Consider the following 17,965-nt stretch of genomic DNA (forward strand, 5'->3'; position numbering starts at 1 on the left):
ATCAGGCGCTCCTTACGTTCTTGCTGTTCAGCTGTGCCACGTCGAGAACGGTTGGCTGCTGTGCTTCATGCGGATGGTTGGAACCGGCGTAAACGCGAAGGTTCTTCATCTGGCGACGGCCAAGAGGACCACGCGGAATCATACGCTCGATAGCCTTCTCGAGAACGCGCTCCGGGAAGCGGCCTTCGATGATCTGACGAACGGTACGTTCCTTGATGCCACCCGGATAACCGGTGTGCCAGTAGTACTTCTTGTCGGAATACTTCTTGCCTGTGAAAACGCACTTTTCAGCGTTGATGATGATGACGTTGTCGCCGTCGTCAACGTGAGGTGTGTAAGTTGCCTTGTGCTTGCCGCGAAGGCGGGTTGCAACGATGGTAGCGAGGCGACCAACAACGAGGCCTTCGGCGTCGATGATGACCCACTTCTTCTCCACCTCGGCAGGCTTCTGAACGAAAGTAGACATTCTTTTCACTTTCTTTTGGACCTGTCACACTTGGATAAGCATGCAGGCGTTTCTTGTTGCTTGAGGCTGAACACTTCTGCGCAGCCGGGAAGACCGTATTTCCAGGGAAATTCTGTCTGGCGCGCTTATAAGCGGTTGGAAAAATCTCGTCAACGGTGCGTTTCTGGAAGGCTTTAAAAAATAATGTTTAAAATCAATTGGTTATTAGTGTGGTTTTATAATACCACAATATAACTCGCTGAAATCAACCGATCCGCATGGTCAGAACCCCCATGGCGATGACGGCACCGGCAACATATCTCCAGATGCTGGCCTTTTCCTTGAGGAGAAAAACCGAGATCACTATGGCAAAAAGAATGGATGTTTCGCGCAACGCCGCGACGATTGCGACAGGGGCCTTGGTCATGGCCCAGAGTGCAAGGCCGTAGGAAAGAATGGAGCCTGCGCCACCGGCCAGGCCCCTCCACCAGTTGCCGCGCACATGAGCGGCCACGGGTGTCCATCCCCTGCGATACAGTGCCCAGGAAAACAGGAGTATGGGTGGCAGCAGTGACATCCACAGTGTGTAGGAAATTGCACTCGTTGAAAGTCTTGCGCCCACACCATCCACGAATGTGTAGCCGGCAATTACCACAGCATTGGCAAGTGCCAGAAGAATGGGGTGACGACCACCATGCCGCGCTTCAAAGGCGAGGGTGAGGATGCCGGCGGATATGATCGCGATGCCCGCCATGGCTGCCGTGCTGAGTGTTTCGCCAAGAAACAGGTTGCTGCTCGCGGCGACGATGAGGGGCGCTACCCCGCGCATGATCGGATAAACAAGGCCGATATCGCCGACCGTGTAGGCCGCGGCCACAAGCCTGAAATAGGTAAATTGCAGGATGGCCGAAACCACGAGAAAGGGAAGAGCCACCATTCCCGGCATCGGAAGAAATGGAAGAAAGGGTAGGGAGCAGGCAGCGGCACCTGCCGCAATCAAGGTGGCGTCCAGTGCCTTGTCCGCACCGGATTTTACCAACGCGTTCCAGCCGGCATGCAAGAGAGCGCCCAGCAAAACCAGCAATAAGACATCAAGTGGCACGGGCGACTCACACAGTTTTGGACTTGTTTAGATGCTTATGCCTTATCGAGGGCATTTGCACGGTGCTTGATTCTATCGTTTCGACGCGGTGCCTGGTTACCGTTTTTTTGACCTCTCCGTCGTCATTAACAATCTATACGTGTTATCGGCTGACGCCGTAGATAACGCCGATGTTAACAATTTCCCGAAAAACCGTGCTGTTAAAACGATTGAACCATGGGTCAACGAAAAAATAAATGTGTTTCGGATGGCAATTCGAGTTCGATTTGACATTTTGATGTCGAATGATCGTTTCGAGTTGAACTGTTTTATCATGAAACATATTTTGCTAATGTAACTATGAGTAGTTTCTAAAATGCGGATGAACAAATGTGGTACAAAAAAAGTACGATTGAGGATTGAGGACAGCGTTAGCGCAAACATTGGAGTTGCGGGTCCATGTCGTTCTGGGTGGGCTTTGATAAAACACTTTTCTCGATCACTATGGACGCAGCTTTTTTAGACGTGGTGCAGGTTGGAGGAGAAAGTGATGAAACACGATATGTATGACGATGGGGACATCACCAGGATATTGAAGGATGTCAAAACAATTGCCGTTCTGGGAGCGTCTCCCAATCCGGCAAGGCCAAGCCACGGCGTCATGAACTTTCTGCTTTCCAAGGGCTATACCGTCTTTCCGGTCAATCCGGGCCAGGTGGGAACGGAAATCCTTGGCAGGCCTGTCTACGCAAAACTTGCCGACATTGCCGAGCCGATCGACATGGTTGATGTCTTCCGCGCCTCGGAGTTTCTTCCCGCCATTGTTGATGAGGTTATTCTACTGTCGCCGAGACCGAAGGTCATCTGGGGCCAGTTGTCTGTGCGTCATGACGATGCGGCAGCCAAAGCCGAGGCTTATGGAATAGAGGTTGTGATGAACCGATGCCCCGCAATTGAGCATCCGCGTCTCAATATCGCATGATAGTTAGCATAAGTTGCACTTACCATTCGCCTTGAGGGCGTTATTATCCCTCTGCTCTCAAGGCGGGCAGAATGAAATTTGGAGGGACACATGTCAGAGAATAATCCGGGTTTTTCGACTTTGGCGATTCATGCCGGAGCCGCGCCAGATCCGACGACCGGCGCGCGGGCGACGCCTATCTACCAGACAACGGCCTATGAGTTCCGCGATTCCGATCACGCGGCAGCCCTCTTCGGCTTGAAGGAATTCGGCAACATCTACACCCGTATCATGAACCCGACACAGGCGGTTCTGGAAGAGCGGGTGGCTGCGCTTGAAGGGGGCACCGCAGCATTGGCGGTGGCGTCGGGTCATGCTGCTCAGTTGCTCGTTTTCCACACGCTGCTTCAGTCCGGAGACAATTTTGTTGCGGCGCGCCAGCTTTATGGTGGCTCCATCAACCAGTTCGGCCATTCGTTTCAGAATTTCGGTTGGCAGGTGCGGTGGGCCGACGCCGCAGACCCCGCCAGTTTCGAAAGCCAGATCGACGCGCGCACGAAAGCGATCTTCATCGAAAGCCTTGCCAATCCGGGTGGTACATTCGTGGATATCTCCGCCATCGCCGAAGTTGCCCACAAACATGGCCTGCCGCTGATCGTCGACAATACGATGGCCAGCCCCTATCTGCTGCGGCCTATCGAGCATGGTGCCGATATCGTCGTGCATTCGCTCACCAAGTTTCTAGGCGGGCACGGCAATTCCATGGGCGGTATCATCGTCGATGGCGGAACCTTCGACTGGTCGGCCAGCGACAAATTTCCGGCCCTGTCGCAACCGCGGCCCGAATATTCCGGCGTCGTCTTGCATCAGACTTTCGGGAATTTCGCCTTTGCCATTGCGACACGTGTTTTGGGCCTGCGCGACCTTGGACCATCCATCGCGCCGTTCAACGCGTTCCTCATCCTGACCGGTATCGAAACGCTGGCGCTGCGCGTACAACGCCACTCCGATAATGCGCTTGCGGTTGCCAAATGGCTGAAGGCGCATCCTAAAGTTGGCTGGGTTAACTACGCAGGTCTGGAAGACAGCGAAAATCATGCGCTTCAGCAGCGTTATTCGCCAAAGGGTGCTGGCTCCGTCTTCACATTCGGCGTCAAGGGCGGATATGCGGCGGGCAAGGCCATCGTCGAGGGGCTGCAACTGTTTTCGCATGTCGCCAATATCGGCGACACACGCTCTCTGGTCATCCACCCCGCATCGACAACTCATGCCCAGTTGACGCCTGAACAGCAGACGGCTGCAGGGGCAGGGCCGGATGTGGTGCGTCTGTCCATCGGCATTGAAGATGTAAAGGACATCATTGCCGATCTGGAGCAGGCGCTGTCAAACGTCTGAAATCGAAAGTCGGAACAGGAAAGATCGCCGATGCCCCATACACTCAACTTCAAGTCGGACGGCGATCTTTCGGCCATTCAGCCAGAAGAGGGCGCACCTGCGCCAGACCGGCTCATATCGGGAGAGCCGACGTTCACCACGTGGAATCTGGAAGAGGCCAGCGGCGGGATCTACGCCGGTATCTGGCAATCCACCCCGGGGAAGTGGCGGGTGGAATATGACGAATGGGAATATTTCAACATCCTGGATGGCCATTCCATTCTGACCGAAGACGGTGGAGTGCCCATTCATCTCAGACCCGGAGACCGTCAGATCATTCGCCCCGGCTTCAAAGGCACTTGGGAAGTCGTGGAGACGACGCGCAAGGATTACGTGGTGCGGTTATAGAACCGGCCGCAATGTCTTGCTCCACCATCGCGCATAATCTCTGTCACGGTTGAGTTCACCAAACCAAATCCAACCGTTCCAGACCATGGAAATGGTAGACATCCTTAACCCTCGGCTCCTCGGCCAGGCGCAGTCTCGGCAGCCGTTTGAACAACGACGGAAGCACGATATTCAGCTCCAGCCTGGCCAGCGGCGCGCCGATGCAGAAGTGGATGCCTGCGCCGAAGGACAGGTTTGGGGCCTCGTTGCGGTCGGGCTTGAAGGTTAGCGGATCGGTGAATTTTTGCGGGTCGAGATTGGCTGCGGCAAGGATCAGGCTGACCTTGTCTCCACGCTTGAACTTTATGCCGTCGATTTCGACGGGTTCCAGAGCCCAGCGTTGGAAAATGTGCACCGGTGCGCCGATCCTTAGCGTTTCCTCGACCGTTCGCTCGGTTGTCTTCTCATCGGCGAAAAGGCGAGCGGATTCGATGCCACTGTCCAGAATAACCCGTACGGAATTGCCGATCTGATGGACGGTTGCCTCGTGTCCTGCGTTCAGTAGCACGATCGTCGTCGAGATCAGTTCGTCGTCGCTCAACAAATGGCCTTTATGTTCCGTGTGGATCATGTGGCTCAGCAGATCGTCTTTCGGCTCGGCACGCCGTTGGGCGATCACTGTTCGTACATAATCGGAGAATTCCTTGGCAGCCGCGTTGGCGAGAAGCTCGTCTTCGCGGGTGCGCTTGAACATGTACATGCCGACATAGGCGTGCGACCACTTCAGCAATTGTGGGCCCATCTCCTCGGGTATGCCGATCATGCGGGCGATCATTGTGACGGGAATGATGTCGGCGAAGGAGGAGAGGAGTTCGGTGCGTCCATCCTTTTCGAAACGATCGATCAGTCCGTTGGCGAGCGCCTCGATTTCTGGCTTCATCTTATCGACATGGCGAGATACGAAGGCCCGGTTCACCAGCGTCCTGAGCCGCGTATGTTCCGGCGGCTCTATCTCCAGCAGCGAATGGCGTTCGGCGGCGTCAAAGTGGCGAACATGGTCAAGCGGTTGCGGCAGGCCCAGTTCTTCGCGGCTGGCAACATGCAGGATTTGTCGTCCGAAACGCCTGTCGCGCAACAGCGCATTGACATGGTCGTAGCGGGTGAAGAACCATTGTTTTTGCTCTTCCCAGTAAAAGTTGGGACAATGTGCATGCAACGCCGCATAGACGGCGTTCGGGTTGCTGTAGAAGGCGGGATCGCGGGCATCGAGCAAAACGGCACGCCGGTCGGTGTCGATACGAAGAACATCAGGCAAGATTTTCATGCCTGATGTCTATCTGAAATCATTGCTGTGAAAAAGCCATCTATTCGCCGACCGCTACGCCTTCACGGCGCGGATCGGCACTCCCGACAAGCCCGCTGCCGGTAATCTCGATGGCGTGCAGGCCGGAATTCATTTCTCCTGCCTTGACCTCATAACCCAAGGCTTTCAGCGGTTCTGAAAATCGTTCCGCATCCGTCCCGGCTTCTATGTCGTAGGTCCCGAACCGGTTGATGAGGTGCGGCTGGGCAACGATCTTTTCCACGGGTAATCCCCAATCGATGTAGGCGACCAGGGCCTGCGCCACATAGCCGATGATCTGGCTGCCGCCCGGCGAACCGATTGCAAGCAGCGGCTTTCCATCTTTCATGACGATAGTCGGCGCCATGGAGGAGCGCGGTCGTTTTCCCGGTTCCACGCGGTTGGCAACCGGCAGGCTGCCATCATGTGTCTTGAAGGAAAAATCCGTAAGCTCGTTGTTGAGCAGAAAGCCGTTGGTCATCAAACGCGAGCCAAAGCCGCTTTCGATCGTCGTCGTCATGGACAGAACGTTGCCCTGCTTGTCGACGATGACGAAATGGCTGGTCGAGGGAAGCTCCAGCGCGGGGCCGCGACCGAAATTCAAGGCATGATCCCATTCGGGCTCCCCGGCCTTCACATCATCTGCAGCAAGAGCCTTGTCACCATCCAGTAACATGGCGCGACCACCAAGATAATCCTTGCGCAGCAGACCCTTTATCGGCAGCGGTGTAAAATCCGGGTCGGCGAGGTAGCGTTCACGATCCGCAAAGGCAAGGCGCTGGGCATCGCCCAGCAGCCGCCAGCTCTGGACATTGTCAGGCCCCAACGACTTGACGTCGAAATTTTCGAGCGTTCCGAGGATCTGGCCCACCGCAACGGCGCCGGAGGAGGGTGGTCCCATTCCGCAGATATCCAGCGCGCGATACGACACGCACACCGGTTCGCGTTCACGGGTTCGATAATTGGCAAGATCGGCCAGCGACAAGACGCCGGGGTTGCCGCTCGCCTCGCGGACTGTCTTGACGATGGCTTCGGCAATCGGTCCCTTGTAGAAAGCATCAGGTCCGTGGGTGGCGATGGTTTTGAGAGTTTCCGCATAGGCAGGATTTTTCAGAACCGCACCAGCCTTGAGCGGCGCGCCGGACTGGTCGTAGAAATAGCCTCGCGGACCTTCGTATTTTTTGAGCCTGTCGCCTTCCGAAGCAATGAGAGAGGCGAGGCGTGGTGATACCTTGAAGCCATCGGTGGCAAGCATTTCTGCGGGCTTGAACAGCTCGGCCCATTCAAGCTTTCCGTATGTCTTATGGACATCGGATAAAAGGCGCACGGTTCCCGGCGTCCCGACGGATCGACCGCCCACGACCGCGTCCATGAATTTCAGCGGTTGGCCCTTCTCGTCCAGAAACAGCTTCGGAGTGGCTTCCATCGGTGCTGTTTCACGACCGTCGAACGTCGTCAGCTTTTTGTTTGCCGCATCGTAATAAACGAGGAAGCTGCCGCCGCCGAGGCCCGAACTCTGTGGCTCGACAAGACCCAGCACGGTTTGGACAGCCACCATGGCGTCAATCGCGTTGCCGCCCTTGGCAATGATCTGGCGTCCGGCTTCCGCGGCCAGCGGGTTGGCGGCGGCAACCATGAAATTTTTCGCCTCCACGCGGCTCGCAGTCGTCGTTCCCGTTGCCCGTTCCGGTGCTTGCTTGTCGGACGCCTGCTGTGCCTGGACCGATCCGGCCACCAGCGCTGCGGACATCAAGATGCTCGTGAGAAACCTGATTTGCATGGCAAAGCCTCCGTTGCTGGCTGCCATGATGATGGCGCTTGCACGTCGAGGTCAAGAACCAGCCTACCGATTAGCGATATTGGAGATGCGGTTTAGGGCGGCAACCTGACGGTTGGCATTGTTGTCGCAGGGGTCTTCGTCGCGGTCTTCCGCGGGCACGACGACGTGGATGGAGCCCTCTCGAACGACGGTGCGGTTTCGCCCTTCTTTTTTAGCGCCATACAGCGCCCGGTCCGACATCGTCAGCATCGTGCTCAGATCCGCATTCGCAGCGCTCTGGCAGAAGACACCGGCGCTGACCGTGACGGAGAACCTCTTTCCATCCACATACATCTCCATCCAACTGAACTGAAGGCGTATGCTCTCTGCCAGACTGGCGACCTTGGAGGAATCGTCCGTCTCCACAAGGCAGCCGAATTCCTCTCCACCCATGCGGATAAGGACGCCTTGATCTTCTGCTATCAGGCTCGCCTGCGAACAGAATTTCACCAGCACCTCGTCGCCGCATTGATGGCCGTAGTCATCGTTGATCTTTTTGAAGTGATCGATGTCGAATAGAATGAAGCCGATGAATTTCGACGTGCCCGACAGCTTCTGCTTCAGCGCGTCGAAGGCCTGCGTCAGTCCGCGGCGGTTCAAAGTTCCCGTCAGGTGATCCGTCATAGCCAGATGTTCGAGGCGACGTTCGGTATCCTCCATGAACATCTTGACACTGATCATGATGAGCACGGTGAAGCCGAAGGCGCCCACGATCGCGATCGGTGCCGTCAGCGGCACGAGTTGATTGTTGATCATACTGTAGGGAATGACGAGGGAGGCCGCGAGTGCCCCGACGAAAGCCTGGATGATCAGCGCCGTCGCCAGAAGTTTGCGGGTTTTAGATATGAAGTCTTTCGACGTCAGCAGCGCACCCGCCAGCAGGAGATAGCCGATGCCGGCGCAGGCATGGTAGAGGACGATCCGGGCATTCACGCTGTCGCGTACGGGCGGAACGAACATGAAGGCGATCCAGACCAGGGGAGGGATGGCAACCCACCCTTCGACAGGCCTGCGTTCGAGCAACAGTAACCCTGCCAGCCAGAGACTGAAGCCCGCCAACGCCGATATGTTTCCGAACTGAATGGAGACGAAATCGGGAATACTGCCGCGCAAGGCGACCAGAATGGCGCCCAGCCCGACCAGAGCAAATCCCGCGCTGAAACATAGATGATGCCGCTTGGCCCGGTCATGCAGCCACAGAACGGCTAGAACTGCCGAAAGGGTCAATGTCTCCATCGACCAAAGTAGCATGCCCGTTCTGGCGTCTAACAAAGACCAAATCCCATCTGTTGCTTTGCATGGATGATAGCTCGACGCCTGACGAAAGGGACGCGCTTTTGCTGATTCTCAATAAATGCCTGTCAAAAACCTTTGGCCACGAACGGGTGGTAAAATCGGTTCGGCTTTCACTATCCGTATCAAAACCTAAGAAGTGGTTTCTACTTCACGTAACGAAAGTCTGCATATGATGTATGATGATGTGTTTAACCTTTGGTTGACCACTGTTTCGTTTCATCGTTGATGACGCCACTCGCAGTCGGAATGCCATTGGTGCGTTTTCAGGTGGCCGTGTATGGGCACAGGCAATATTTGCCGGGACGACATTAAGGATATCCGTCACCTCAGTCTTGAAGAACCGGGCAATGACACTCTATGTAGAGAGTAGACGAATAGAATTGATTCCGGGTGCGAAGGCTTGCCGGGTTAGAGTTGACAAAGGACGGACATGACAAATCCAGTTGATACCGCCATGGCTCTGGTGCCGATGGTCGTGGAACAGACCAATCGCGGCGAACGGTCCTATGATATCTATTCGCGTCTTCTGAAAGAGCGGATCATCTTCCTGACAGGTCCGGTCGAAGACCACATGGCATCGCTCGTTTGCGCCCAGCTGCTGTTTCTGGAATCGGAAAACCCGAAAAAGGAAATCGCGCTTTACATCAATTCGCCAGGCGGCGTGGTCACTGCCGGCATGGCGATCTACGATACGATGCAGTTCATCCGTCCTGCCGTTTCCACGCTCTGCGTCGGTCAGGCTGCATCCATGGGTTCGCTGCTTCTGGCAGCCGGTGAAAAGGGCATGCGCTTCTGCACGCCGAATGCCCGCATCATGGTTCACCAGCCTTCGGGCGGTTTCCAGGGGCAGGCCTCCGATATCGAGCGTCATGCGCGCGACATCATCAAGATGAAGCGTCGCCTCAATGAAGTCTACGTGAAGCACACGGGACGCACGCTCGAAGAAGTTGAAAATACGCTCGACCGTGACCACTTTATGGATGCGGACGAAGCAAAAGACTGGGGCGTCATCGACAAAATTCTGACATCTCGTCAGGAAATTGAAGGCGCAACTGCAAGCTAAGGCGTTTGATGTTTGAAGCCTCGAAGTGAAATTCGGGGTTTCAACCGAAAAATAAAGCGCTAATAGTAGATATTAAGGCTGTGTTGAATTTTTATGACATAGCTTGGAGCCGATCCCACAAAAGCCTCATTTGGGTTTGGGACTGGTCACGAAACAAAATGCCGAGGTTCATCGCTTCGGAGTTTGAAGGGGAATTCGTTGCCGCCGCTCGTCAGGTCTCGTATCTGGCACGGTTAGTACCCCGGGAACGAAGCGGATGTGGATGCTTATGGGAAGCGACCACGTCTGCAGACGGTAAGTTGACCGCGTTTCGCCTTGCGAAACAGCGGCGTGCTGGAAGGAAAGAGATATGAGCAAAGTCAGCGGCAGCAACGGCGGCGACTCTAAAAATACACTCTATTGTTCATTCTGCGGCAAGAGCCAGCACGAAGTCCGGAAACTCATTGCCGGGCCGACAGTATTCATCTGCGATGAATGCGTCGAATTGTGCATGGACATCATCCGCGAGGAGAACAAGACCTCGATGGTGAAGTCGCGCGAGGGTGTTCCCACCCCGCAGGACATCATCAAGATTCTCGACGAATATGTCATCGGCCAGAAGCAGGCGAAAAAGATCCTGTCTGTGGCGGTTCACAACCACTACAAGCGCCTTGCGAATTCGTCCAAGAACGGCGACATCGAACTGGCGAAGTCGAACATCATGCTGGTCGGCCCGACCGGTTGCGGCAAGACTTATCTTGCCCAGACGCTCGCTCGCATCATCGACGTTCCCTTCACCATGGCTGACGCAACGACGCTGACGGAAGCCGGTTACGTGGGTGAGGATGTTGAAAACATCATCCTCAAGCTGCTCCAGTCTGCCGATTACAACGTTGAACGCGCCCAGCGCGGCATCGTCTATATCGACGAAGTGGACAAGATTTCCCGCAAGTCCGATAACCCGTCCATCACGCGCGACGTATCGGGCGAGGGCGTTCAGCAGGCGCTGCTCAAGATCATGGAAGGCACGGTTGCATCCGTTCCTCCGCAGGGTGGCCGCAAGCATCCGCAGCAGGAATTCCTGCAGGTGGATACGACCAACATCCTGTTCATCTGCGGCGGTGCCTTCGCCGGTCTCGACAAGATCATTTCTGCCCGTGGCGAAAAGACCTCCATCGGTTTTGGCGCGACGGTAAAGGCGGAAGACGATCGTCGGGTTGGCGAAGTGCTGCGTGAGCTGGAACCGGAAGATCTGGTCAAGTTCGGCCTCATCCCCGAGTTCATCGGTCGTCTGCCGGTTCTGGCAACGCTCGAAGACCTCGATGAAGATGCGCTGATCCAGATTCTGTCGGAGCCGAAGAACGCTCTGATCAAGCAGTATCAGCGCCTGTTCGAGATGGAAGACGTGGAATTGACATTCCAGGGCGATGCTCTGCGCGAAATTGCCCGCAAGGCAATCACCCGTAAGACCGGTGCGCGTGGTTTGCGTTCGATCATGGAAAAGATCCTGCTCGACACCATGTTTGAACTGCCGACATTGGAAGGCGTTCGTGAAGTCGTCATCTCTGACGAAGTGGTTAGCGGTGCGGCGCGTCCGCTTTACATCTACGCCGACCGTCAGGACGAGAAGGCCAACGTTTCGGCCTGATCTGGCAGAGACCATCGATTTTAAAAGGTCCGCCTCTGGCGGGCCTTTTTTGCGTATTATGCACGGGAAAGGCCGGATTATCGCGGCTTCGCACGATTTTGCGTTTGGAGCGGATTGCGCTTTCCTGATAGAGTTTTAGAAGTGATTTGCCGCGCTTTATGACGTTATTTTGAATGTCTGATGTTTTCCCGATTCGTCCAGGCGGAAGAGCGACGGGAGACAAAGCGTACCGTGATGTATTGCGTGTTCCAGATTTTATCCGGCCCGGTGGGGCAGGGTATATGCTCCTAGTGACTTGAAAATGACAGTGACGAACTCCACTTTCAGTCACGACAAAGAATATGCCGGAAACTCCCAAAGAAAGTCCGGCAGGCGTCCCTCCCAAGGGGACCATTGAAAGGAAATGATATGACGAACATTACGTCTGCTGCATCTGGTGGTACGTATCCCGTACTTCCTCTGCGCGACATTGTCGTTTTCCCGCATATGATCGTTCCGCTGTTCGTTGGCCGGGAAAAGTCCATCCGTGCTCTGGAAGAGGTCATGGGTTCCGACAAGCAGATCATGCTTGTCACCCAGATCAACGCCAGCGACGATGATCCTGACACATCTGCCATTCACCGCGTCGGCACGGTTGCCAACGTGCTGCAACTGCTCAAGCTGCCCGATGGTACCGTGAAGGTCCTCGTGGAGGGCAAGGGCCGCGCCAAGATCGAAGAATACACTGACCGCGAAGATTTCTACGAAGCCACAGCGGTTCAGCTCAGCGAGCCTGAAGAAGACCCGGTAGAGATCGAAGCCTTGTCGCGCTCCGTCGTCTCCGAATTCGAAAGCTACGTCAAACTCAACAAGAAAATCTCGCCTGAGGTTGTTGGCGCTGCTGGCCAGATCGACGACTACTCCAAGCTTGCCGATACCGTTGCATCGCATCTCTCGATCAAAATTGTCGAGAAGCAGGAGATGCTCGAGACGGTAAGCGTGAAGCAGCGCCTCGAAAAAGCACTCGGCTTCATGGAAGGTGAGATTTCTGTTCTGCAGGTCGAAAAGCGTATCCGCTCGCGCGTCAAGCGCCAGATGGAAAAGACCCAGCGCGAATATTATCTGAACGAGCAGATGAAGGCGATCCAGAAGGAGCTCGGCGACGGCGAGGATGGCCGTGACGAGATGGCCGAACTGGAAGAACGCATTTCCAAGACCAAGCTCTCCAAGGAGGCCCGCGAAAAGGCGGATGCCGAGATGAAGAAGTTGCGCCAGATGAGCCCGATGTCTGCGGAATCGACCGTGGTTCGCAATTATTTGGATTGGTTGATTGGCCTCCCGTGGGGCAAGAAGTCCAAGATCAAGACCGACTTGAACGCTGCGGAAGCCGTTCTCGAGCAGGATCACTTCGGTCTGGACAAGGTCAAGGAACGCATCGTCGAGTATCTGGCCGTACAGGCTCGTGCATCGAAGATTCGCGGCCCGATTCTCTGCCTCGTCGGTCCTCCCGGCGTTGGTAAGACCTCGCTTGCCAAGTCGATTGCCAAGGCGACCGGTCGTGAATATGTGCGTATGGCGCTGGGTGGCGTTCGCGATGAAGCGGAAATCCGCGGTCACCGCCGGACCTATATCGGCTCCATGCCTGGCAAGATCGTCCAGTCGATGAAGAAGGCCAAGAAATCCAACCCGCTCTTCCTGCTCGATGAAATCGACAAGATGGGTCAGGACTTCCGCGGCGATCCTTCATCCGCTCTGCTGGAGGTGCTTGATCCGGAACAGAACTCGACATTCATGGACCACTATCTCGAAGTGGAATATGACCTGTCGGACGTGATGTTCGTGACGACTGCCAATACGCTGAATATTCCTGGCCCGTTGATGGATCGTATGGAAGTCATTCGTATTGCCGGTTACACGGAAGACGAAAAGCGCGAGATCGCCAAGCGGCACCTGCTGCCCAAGGCAATCAAGGAGCACGCATTGCGGCCGGAAGAATTCTCCGTCAGCGATGATGCCTTGATGGCCATCAGCCAGCAATATACCCGCGAAGCCGGCGTTCGTAGCTTCGAACGTGAATTGATGAAGTTGGCCCGCAAGGCGGTAACCGAGATCATCAAGGGTAAGACGACATCCGTTGCTGTTAGCGCAGCCAACATTCAGGACTATCTGGGTGTACCGCGTTACCGCCATGGTGAAGCCGAACGGGAAGATCAGGTCGGTGTCGTCACCGGTCTGGCATGGACCGAAGTGGGCGGCGAGCTGCTGACCATCGAAGGTGTCATGATGCCGGGTAAGGGTCGTATGACCGTAACCGGTAACCTGAAGGAAGTGATGAAGGAATCGATTTCGGCTGCGGCATCTTATGTCCGTTCGCGCGCGGTTGATTTCGGCATCGAGCCTCCACGTTTCGACAAGTCGGACATTCACGTTCACGTGCCGGAAGGCGCAACACCGAAGGATGGTCCATCCGCCGGTGTGGCCATGGCAACAGCAATCGTGTCGATCATGACGGGTATTCCAGTCGATAAGAACGTTGCGATGACGGGTGAAATCACTCTTCGTGGTCGCGTCCTTCCGATTGGTGGCTTGAAGGAAAAGCTGCTCGCCGCGCTGCGCGGCGGCATCAAGAAGGTGTTGATTCCGGAAGAGAACGCCAAGGACCTGGCGGACATTCCTGACAACGTCAAAAACGAGATGGAAATCATCCCGGTTTCGCGCATGGGCGAGGTGCTGCGACATGCTCTCGTTCGTATGCCGGAGCCAATCGAATGGGATGGCAGCATCGAGACACCTGTGATCGCCACCGTCGAAGGTGTGGATGACAGCGGTCAGACAATCGCACATTGAGATGTGACTGACAGGTCTGGTGCTAAATTAGCACAAAAACGCAAAAAGGCTGGCAGAAATGCCAGCCTTTTTTGTGAAAAGATTGCCAGACCCCTTGTTTTTCAGGCCATTCCGGCGCTTTTGGGTGGCGGTACGCGAATAGATAAGTATTCTGCGCCAATCCATTTTGAGTCGTTTCAAACCATTGAAAGGGGTGGAAACATGAACAAGAACGAGCTCGTTTCTGCAGTTGCCGAAAAGGCTGGTCTCACGAAGGCCGATGCCGCTTCTGCTGTCGACGCAGTTTTCGAAACCGTACAGGGCGAATTGAAGGCCGGTGGCGACATCCGTCTCGCAGGCTTTGGCAGCTTCACCGTAAGCCGTCGCGAAGCCTCCAAGGGCCGTAACCCATCCACGGGTGCAGAAGTCGATATTCCGGCTCGCAACGTTCCAAAGTTCTCCGCAGGCAAGGGCCTGAAGGACGCCGTCAACTCGTAATTTTCCAGACACCGGCCGTCCCTTGCGGCGTGCGGGTGGTGCTCAGGTATACGAGGAATAAACAGGAATCGTCGCGCAGTTTTGCGAGATGAAACCATCGAAATGCGAAGAGCCCGGCGTCATGTCGGGCTTTTTGTTTATCAGCCTTTGTTTAATTGTCATTTGCCTGTCACGTCTGTGTCGCAAAAGCCCAGTCATGCATTTTTCCAGTGCACCGAAGGGGACATCATGACATTTCGTTTTTCGAGTGCTGCGCTGACCGCAGCGCTTTTCGCTTCTGCCGCGTTTCCAGTGGCAGCCGAGCAGGTTTTCAACCGTATCTCGTCGTTTCCTGTCTCGTTGAACCTTCCTTCCTACAAGGACAAGAAGACGATCACGTCGGCGGAAATCGTGACTGCCAGTGAAGATGGCAATACGCTGATCTATTCCGATAGCCCGCTGGGCGGTATCGGCTTTGTCGACATCAAGGATGCCAAGGCACCAAAGGCGCTGGGCGCTTTGATGATGGATGGCGAGCCGACATCGGTTGCCGTGTCCGGTGCTAAGGTTCTGGCTGGCGTCAACACGTCCGAAAGCTACGTCAAGCCAGCTGGCAAGCTGGTGACGGTCGATATCGCCACCCGCAAGATCGAAGCCAGCTGTGAGCTCGGCGGCCAGCCGGATTCCGTTGCTGTTTCCCCGGACAAGAGCTTCATTGCCATCGCCATCGAAAACGAGCGTAACGAAGAGGTCAATGACGGCGCACTGCCGCAGATGCCTGCCGGCTTCCTCGTGACCATCGGCCTCAAAAACGGCGCACCGGATTGCTCGACGCTCAAGAAGATTGATGTCACCGGGCTTGCCGAGATTTCGCCGGAAGATCCGGAACCCGAATTCGTTTCCATCAATGCCAATGGTGAAATTGCCCTGACGCTTCAGGAAAACAACCATATCGTCATCGTCGATGGCAAAAGCGGCAAGGTTACGAGCCACTTTTCCGCAGGCACGGTCGATCTGAAGGGCATCGACACCAAGACCGATGGCCAGCTGAAATTCACCGACAGCCAGGACGCCCGCAAGCGCGAGCCGGATGCGGTGAAGTGGCTGGACAACGACCGAATCGTCATCGCCAACGAGGGTGACTGGCAGGGCGGTTCACGCGGCTTCACCATTTTCGACAAGACGGGCAAGCTGCTTTACGAAGCTGACTCTTCCTTCGAACATGCCGTTGCCGCCCTCGGCCACTATCCTGAAAAGCGCTCCAAGGCCAAGGGCATCGAGCCTGAAGGTCTGGAAGCCGCAACATTCGGCAATGACAAGTATTTCTTCGTTCTGGCCGAGCGTGCATCTGTGGTCGGCGTTTACAAGGACACGGGCGCAGAGCCCCAGCTGACGCAAATCCTCCCATCGGGCATTTCGCCTGAAGGCGCGGTCGCCATTCCCTCGCGCAACCTTCTCGTCACCGCCAACGAGGCCGATCTGGTCGAAGATGGCGGCGCGCGTTCGCATGTCATGATCTATGAGCGCTCGGAAGGGCAGGCGGCCTATCCGCAGCTCACCTCCGCCACTGTCGATGGCGCACCGATTGGCTGGGGCGCGCTGTCCGGCCTGACGGCTGATGCGGAAAAGGACGGCATTCTCTATGCGATCTCCGACTCGGTCTACGGCAACCAGCCGTCGATCTACACCATCGACGCCACCAAGAAACCTGCGGTCATCACCAGCGTTCTGCGCGTAAAGCGTGATGGTCTGGCAGCACAGAAGCTGGATATGGAAGGCATCACGCTGGACGGTAAGGGCGGCTTCTGGGTCGCTTCCGAAGGCAACACCGAAAAGCTCGTTCCGCACGCGCTCTACAACGTCAATGCCAAGGGCGAGATCAAGGCTGAAATCGCTCTGCCAAAGGAACTGCTGGAAGGCGAAACCCGATTCGGCTTCGAAGGCGTGACCATGATCGGCAAGGGCGATGACGCTACCCTTTGGATGGCTGTTCAGCGCGAATGGGGCAAGGCTGAAAAGGGCATGGTCAAGCTCGTCTCCTACAATCCAAAATCCAAGGAGTGGGGTGCCGTGCACTATCCGCTGGACAAGGCTGATGACGGCTGGGTCGGCCTTTCCGAAATCACCGCGCACGGCGACAATGTCTACATCGTCGAGCGCGATAACCAGATCGGCGACAAGGCGAAGATCAAGAAGCTCTACAGCGTCGCCATTGCCGACCTGAAGCCCGGCAAGATCGGCGGCGAACTGCCGCTCGTCAAGAAAACGGAAGTCCACGACTTCCTGCCTGACCTGAAGGCCCAGACAAACGGCTATGTGGTCGACAAGCTGGAAGGCTTCACCTTCGACAAGTCCGGCAAGGCCTTTGCGGTAACGGATAATGACGGCGTGGATGATTCTTCGGGCGAGACTTTGTTTTTCCCGGTCGATTTGAAGGGCACGCACTAAGCGCAAGTCGGATAACCGGGAACGTTAACGTCTCGGCGTCTGGGCGACATGATTAGTCGGCATTAATAGTGAAGCGCTCGCAATCGACAGATTGCGGGCGTTTTTGCTGAGGGACATATTGTCACCACGCATCCTGGCAGCCACTGTCGCGTCAGTGATATTTGCAACCGGTGTATCGGAGTTCTCGCATGCTGACGCTAGACCACCTCACAGTCATCGCCCCGACCTTAAGCGAAGGGGTTTTGCATGTCGAAAATTGTCTTGGCATCCGCGTACCTTTCGGGACGCGCCATGAATATATGGGCACCCACAATCATCGCCTTCAGCTGGGAAATTCCGTTTATCTCGAGATTGTGGCGCTCGATCCAGATGGCAAAGCACCCAATCGTGCGCGCTGGTTCGGTCTCGACAGTCAGGAGAAGGTCAGAGCAGACTGGGATGAAGGGCGACGTTTACGTGGCTGGGTTGCCAATACGGATGGGATCGATTCTGTCATTTTGACCCATGGCGCAATTCTGGGCGAGAAGGTTTCTCTACCGCAGGACAATCCGACATTTCACTTCGCCATCCCCATGGATGGTTCGCTCCCTTTGGACGGCGTCGCTCCATCTGTGATCGACCATCAGGGAGACACCGCCTATGTGGCCACAATTCCCGATCTGGGCGCGCGACTTCGCTCTCTTACGCTTGAGCATCCAGATCCCGGTCGTATTGAGGTGCTCTATCGCGATCTCGGCATTGATCATCCACCGGGGGTCGTCCAAGGCCCGTCAATCCGTTACCGGGCGCTTATCGATACACCTACTGGATTGCGGGAACTGACCTGACCGGAAAAATTTG

Annotated in this window: 14 protein-coding genes; 9 read left to right on the forward strand and 5 right to left on the reverse strand. The window is 55.8% G+C overall.

All coding sequences use genetic code 11. The features are described 5' to 3' along the window. Window position 1: 1 nt before the first annotated feature. Both rplM and ASF29_RS14390 read right to left on the reverse strand, forming a co-directional pair. The gene (gene rplM / locus ASF29_RS14385; RefSeq protein WP_062451362.1) at window positions 2-466 is read right to left on the reverse strand and encodes a 50S ribosomal protein L13; all 465 of its coding nucleotides are present in this window, start codon (window positions 464-466) and stop codon (window positions 2-4) included. Between the two features lie 244 nt (window positions 467-710). Beyond that, the gene (locus ASF29_RS14390; RefSeq protein WP_062451363.1) at window positions 711-1,547 is read right to left on the reverse strand and encodes an EamA family transporter; all 837 of its coding nucleotides are present in this window, start codon (window positions 1,545-1,547) and stop codon (window positions 711-713) included. Between the two features lie 529 nt (window positions 1,548-2,076). Between ASF29_RS14390 and ASF29_RS14400 the strand changes: the two genes are divergently transcribed. From ASF29_RS14400 to ASF29_RS14410, 3 genes are all read left to right on the forward strand, one after another. Next, the gene (locus tag ASF29_RS14400) at window positions 2,077-2,508 is read left to right on the forward strand and encodes a CoA-binding protein (protein WP_062451365.1); all 432 of its coding nucleotides are present in this window, start codon (window positions 2,077-2,079) and stop codon (window positions 2,506-2,508) included. Window positions 2,509-2,598: 90 nt separating this feature from the next. Then, complete coding sequence (locus ASF29_RS14405) at window positions 2,599-3,882, forward strand: O-acetylhomoserine aminocarboxypropyltransferase (protein WP_062451366.1); 1,284 nt, start codon at window positions 2,599-2,601, stop codon at window positions 3,880-3,882. 30 nt (window positions 3,883-3,912) lie between these two features. Continuing rightward, entirely contained in the window at window positions 3,913-4,269 is a 357-nt protein-coding gene (locus tag ASF29_RS14410) for a cupin domain-containing protein (protein ID WP_062451367.1), read from the forward strand. Between the two features lie 55 nt (window positions 4,270-4,324). On the opposite strand, the gene ASF29_RS14415 is transcribed toward ASF29_RS14410, so the two are convergent. From ASF29_RS14415 to ASF29_RS14425, 3 genes are all read right to left on the reverse strand, one after another. Continuing rightward, window positions 4,325-5,572 (reverse strand): cytochrome P450, encoded by a 1,248-nt coding sequence (locus tag ASF29_RS14415; RefSeq protein ID WP_062451368.1) that lies wholly within the window; start codon window positions 5,570-5,572, stop codon window positions 4,325-4,327. Window positions 5,573-5,612: 40 nt separating this feature from the next. Then, on the reverse strand, window positions 5,613-7,370 hold the full coding sequence (gene ggt, locus ASF29_RS14420; RefSeq protein ID WP_062451675.1) for a gamma-glutamyltransferase: 1,758 nt from the start codon (window positions 7,368-7,370) through the stop codon (window positions 5,613-5,615). 63 nt (window positions 7,371-7,433) lie between these two features. Further along, the gene (locus ASF29_RS14425) at window positions 7,434-8,660 is read right to left on the reverse strand and encodes a GGDEF domain-containing protein (protein ID WP_244473566.1); all 1,227 of its coding nucleotides are present in this window, start codon (window positions 8,658-8,660) and stop codon (window positions 7,434-7,436) included. 475 nt (window positions 8,661-9,135) lie between these two features. Between ASF29_RS14425 and clpP the strand changes: the two genes are divergently transcribed. From clpP to ASF29_RS14455, 6 genes are all read left to right on the forward strand, one after another. Continuing rightward, on the forward strand, window positions 9,136-9,768 hold the full coding sequence (gene clpP, locus ASF29_RS14430) for an ATP-dependent Clp endopeptidase proteolytic subunit ClpP (protein ID WP_062451370.1): 633 nt from the start codon (window positions 9,136-9,138) through the stop codon (window positions 9,766-9,768). Window positions 9,769-10,117: 349 nt separating this feature from the next. Beyond that, window positions 10,118-11,395 carry an ATP-dependent Clp protease ATP-binding subunit ClpX gene (clpX, locus tag ASF29_RS14435; RefSeq protein WP_062451371.1) on the forward strand — a complete coding sequence of 426 codons (1,278 nt, stop codon included), beginning with the start codon at window positions 10,118-10,120 and terminating at the stop codon, window positions 11,393-11,395. Between the two features lie 408 nt (window positions 11,396-11,803). Then, window positions 11,804-14,221 carry an endopeptidase La gene (gene lon / locus ASF29_RS14440; protein ID WP_062451372.1) on the forward strand — a complete coding sequence of 806 codons (2,418 nt, stop codon included), beginning with the start codon at window positions 11,804-11,806 and terminating at the stop codon, window positions 14,219-14,221. A 201-nt stretch (window positions 14,222-14,422) separates the two neighbouring features. After that, on the forward strand, window positions 14,423-14,698 hold the full coding sequence (gene hupB, locus ASF29_RS14445; RefSeq protein ID WP_042619695.1) for a DNA-binding protein HupB: 276 nt from the start codon (window positions 14,423-14,425) through the stop codon (window positions 14,696-14,698). A gap of 228 nt (window positions 14,699-14,926) precedes the next feature. Then, window positions 14,927-17,125: an esterase-like activity of phytase family protein gene (locus ASF29_RS14450; protein WP_062451373.1), complete on the forward strand. Its 2,199-nt coding sequence runs from the start codon at window positions 14,927-14,929 to the stop codon at window positions 17,123-17,125. 188 nt (window positions 17,126-17,313) lie between these two features. Then, a complete protein-coding gene (locus ASF29_RS14455; RefSeq protein WP_062451374.1) occupies window positions 17,314-17,952 on the forward strand; it encodes a VOC family protein in 639 nt (212 codons plus the stop codon). Window positions 17,953-17,965: the final 13 nt, after the last annotated feature.

It is taken from the genome of Rhizobium sp. Leaf262 (genome assembly GCF_001422245.1).
GTDB lineage: Bacteria > Pseudomonadota > Alphaproteobacteria > Rhizobiales > Rhizobiaceae > Agrobacterium.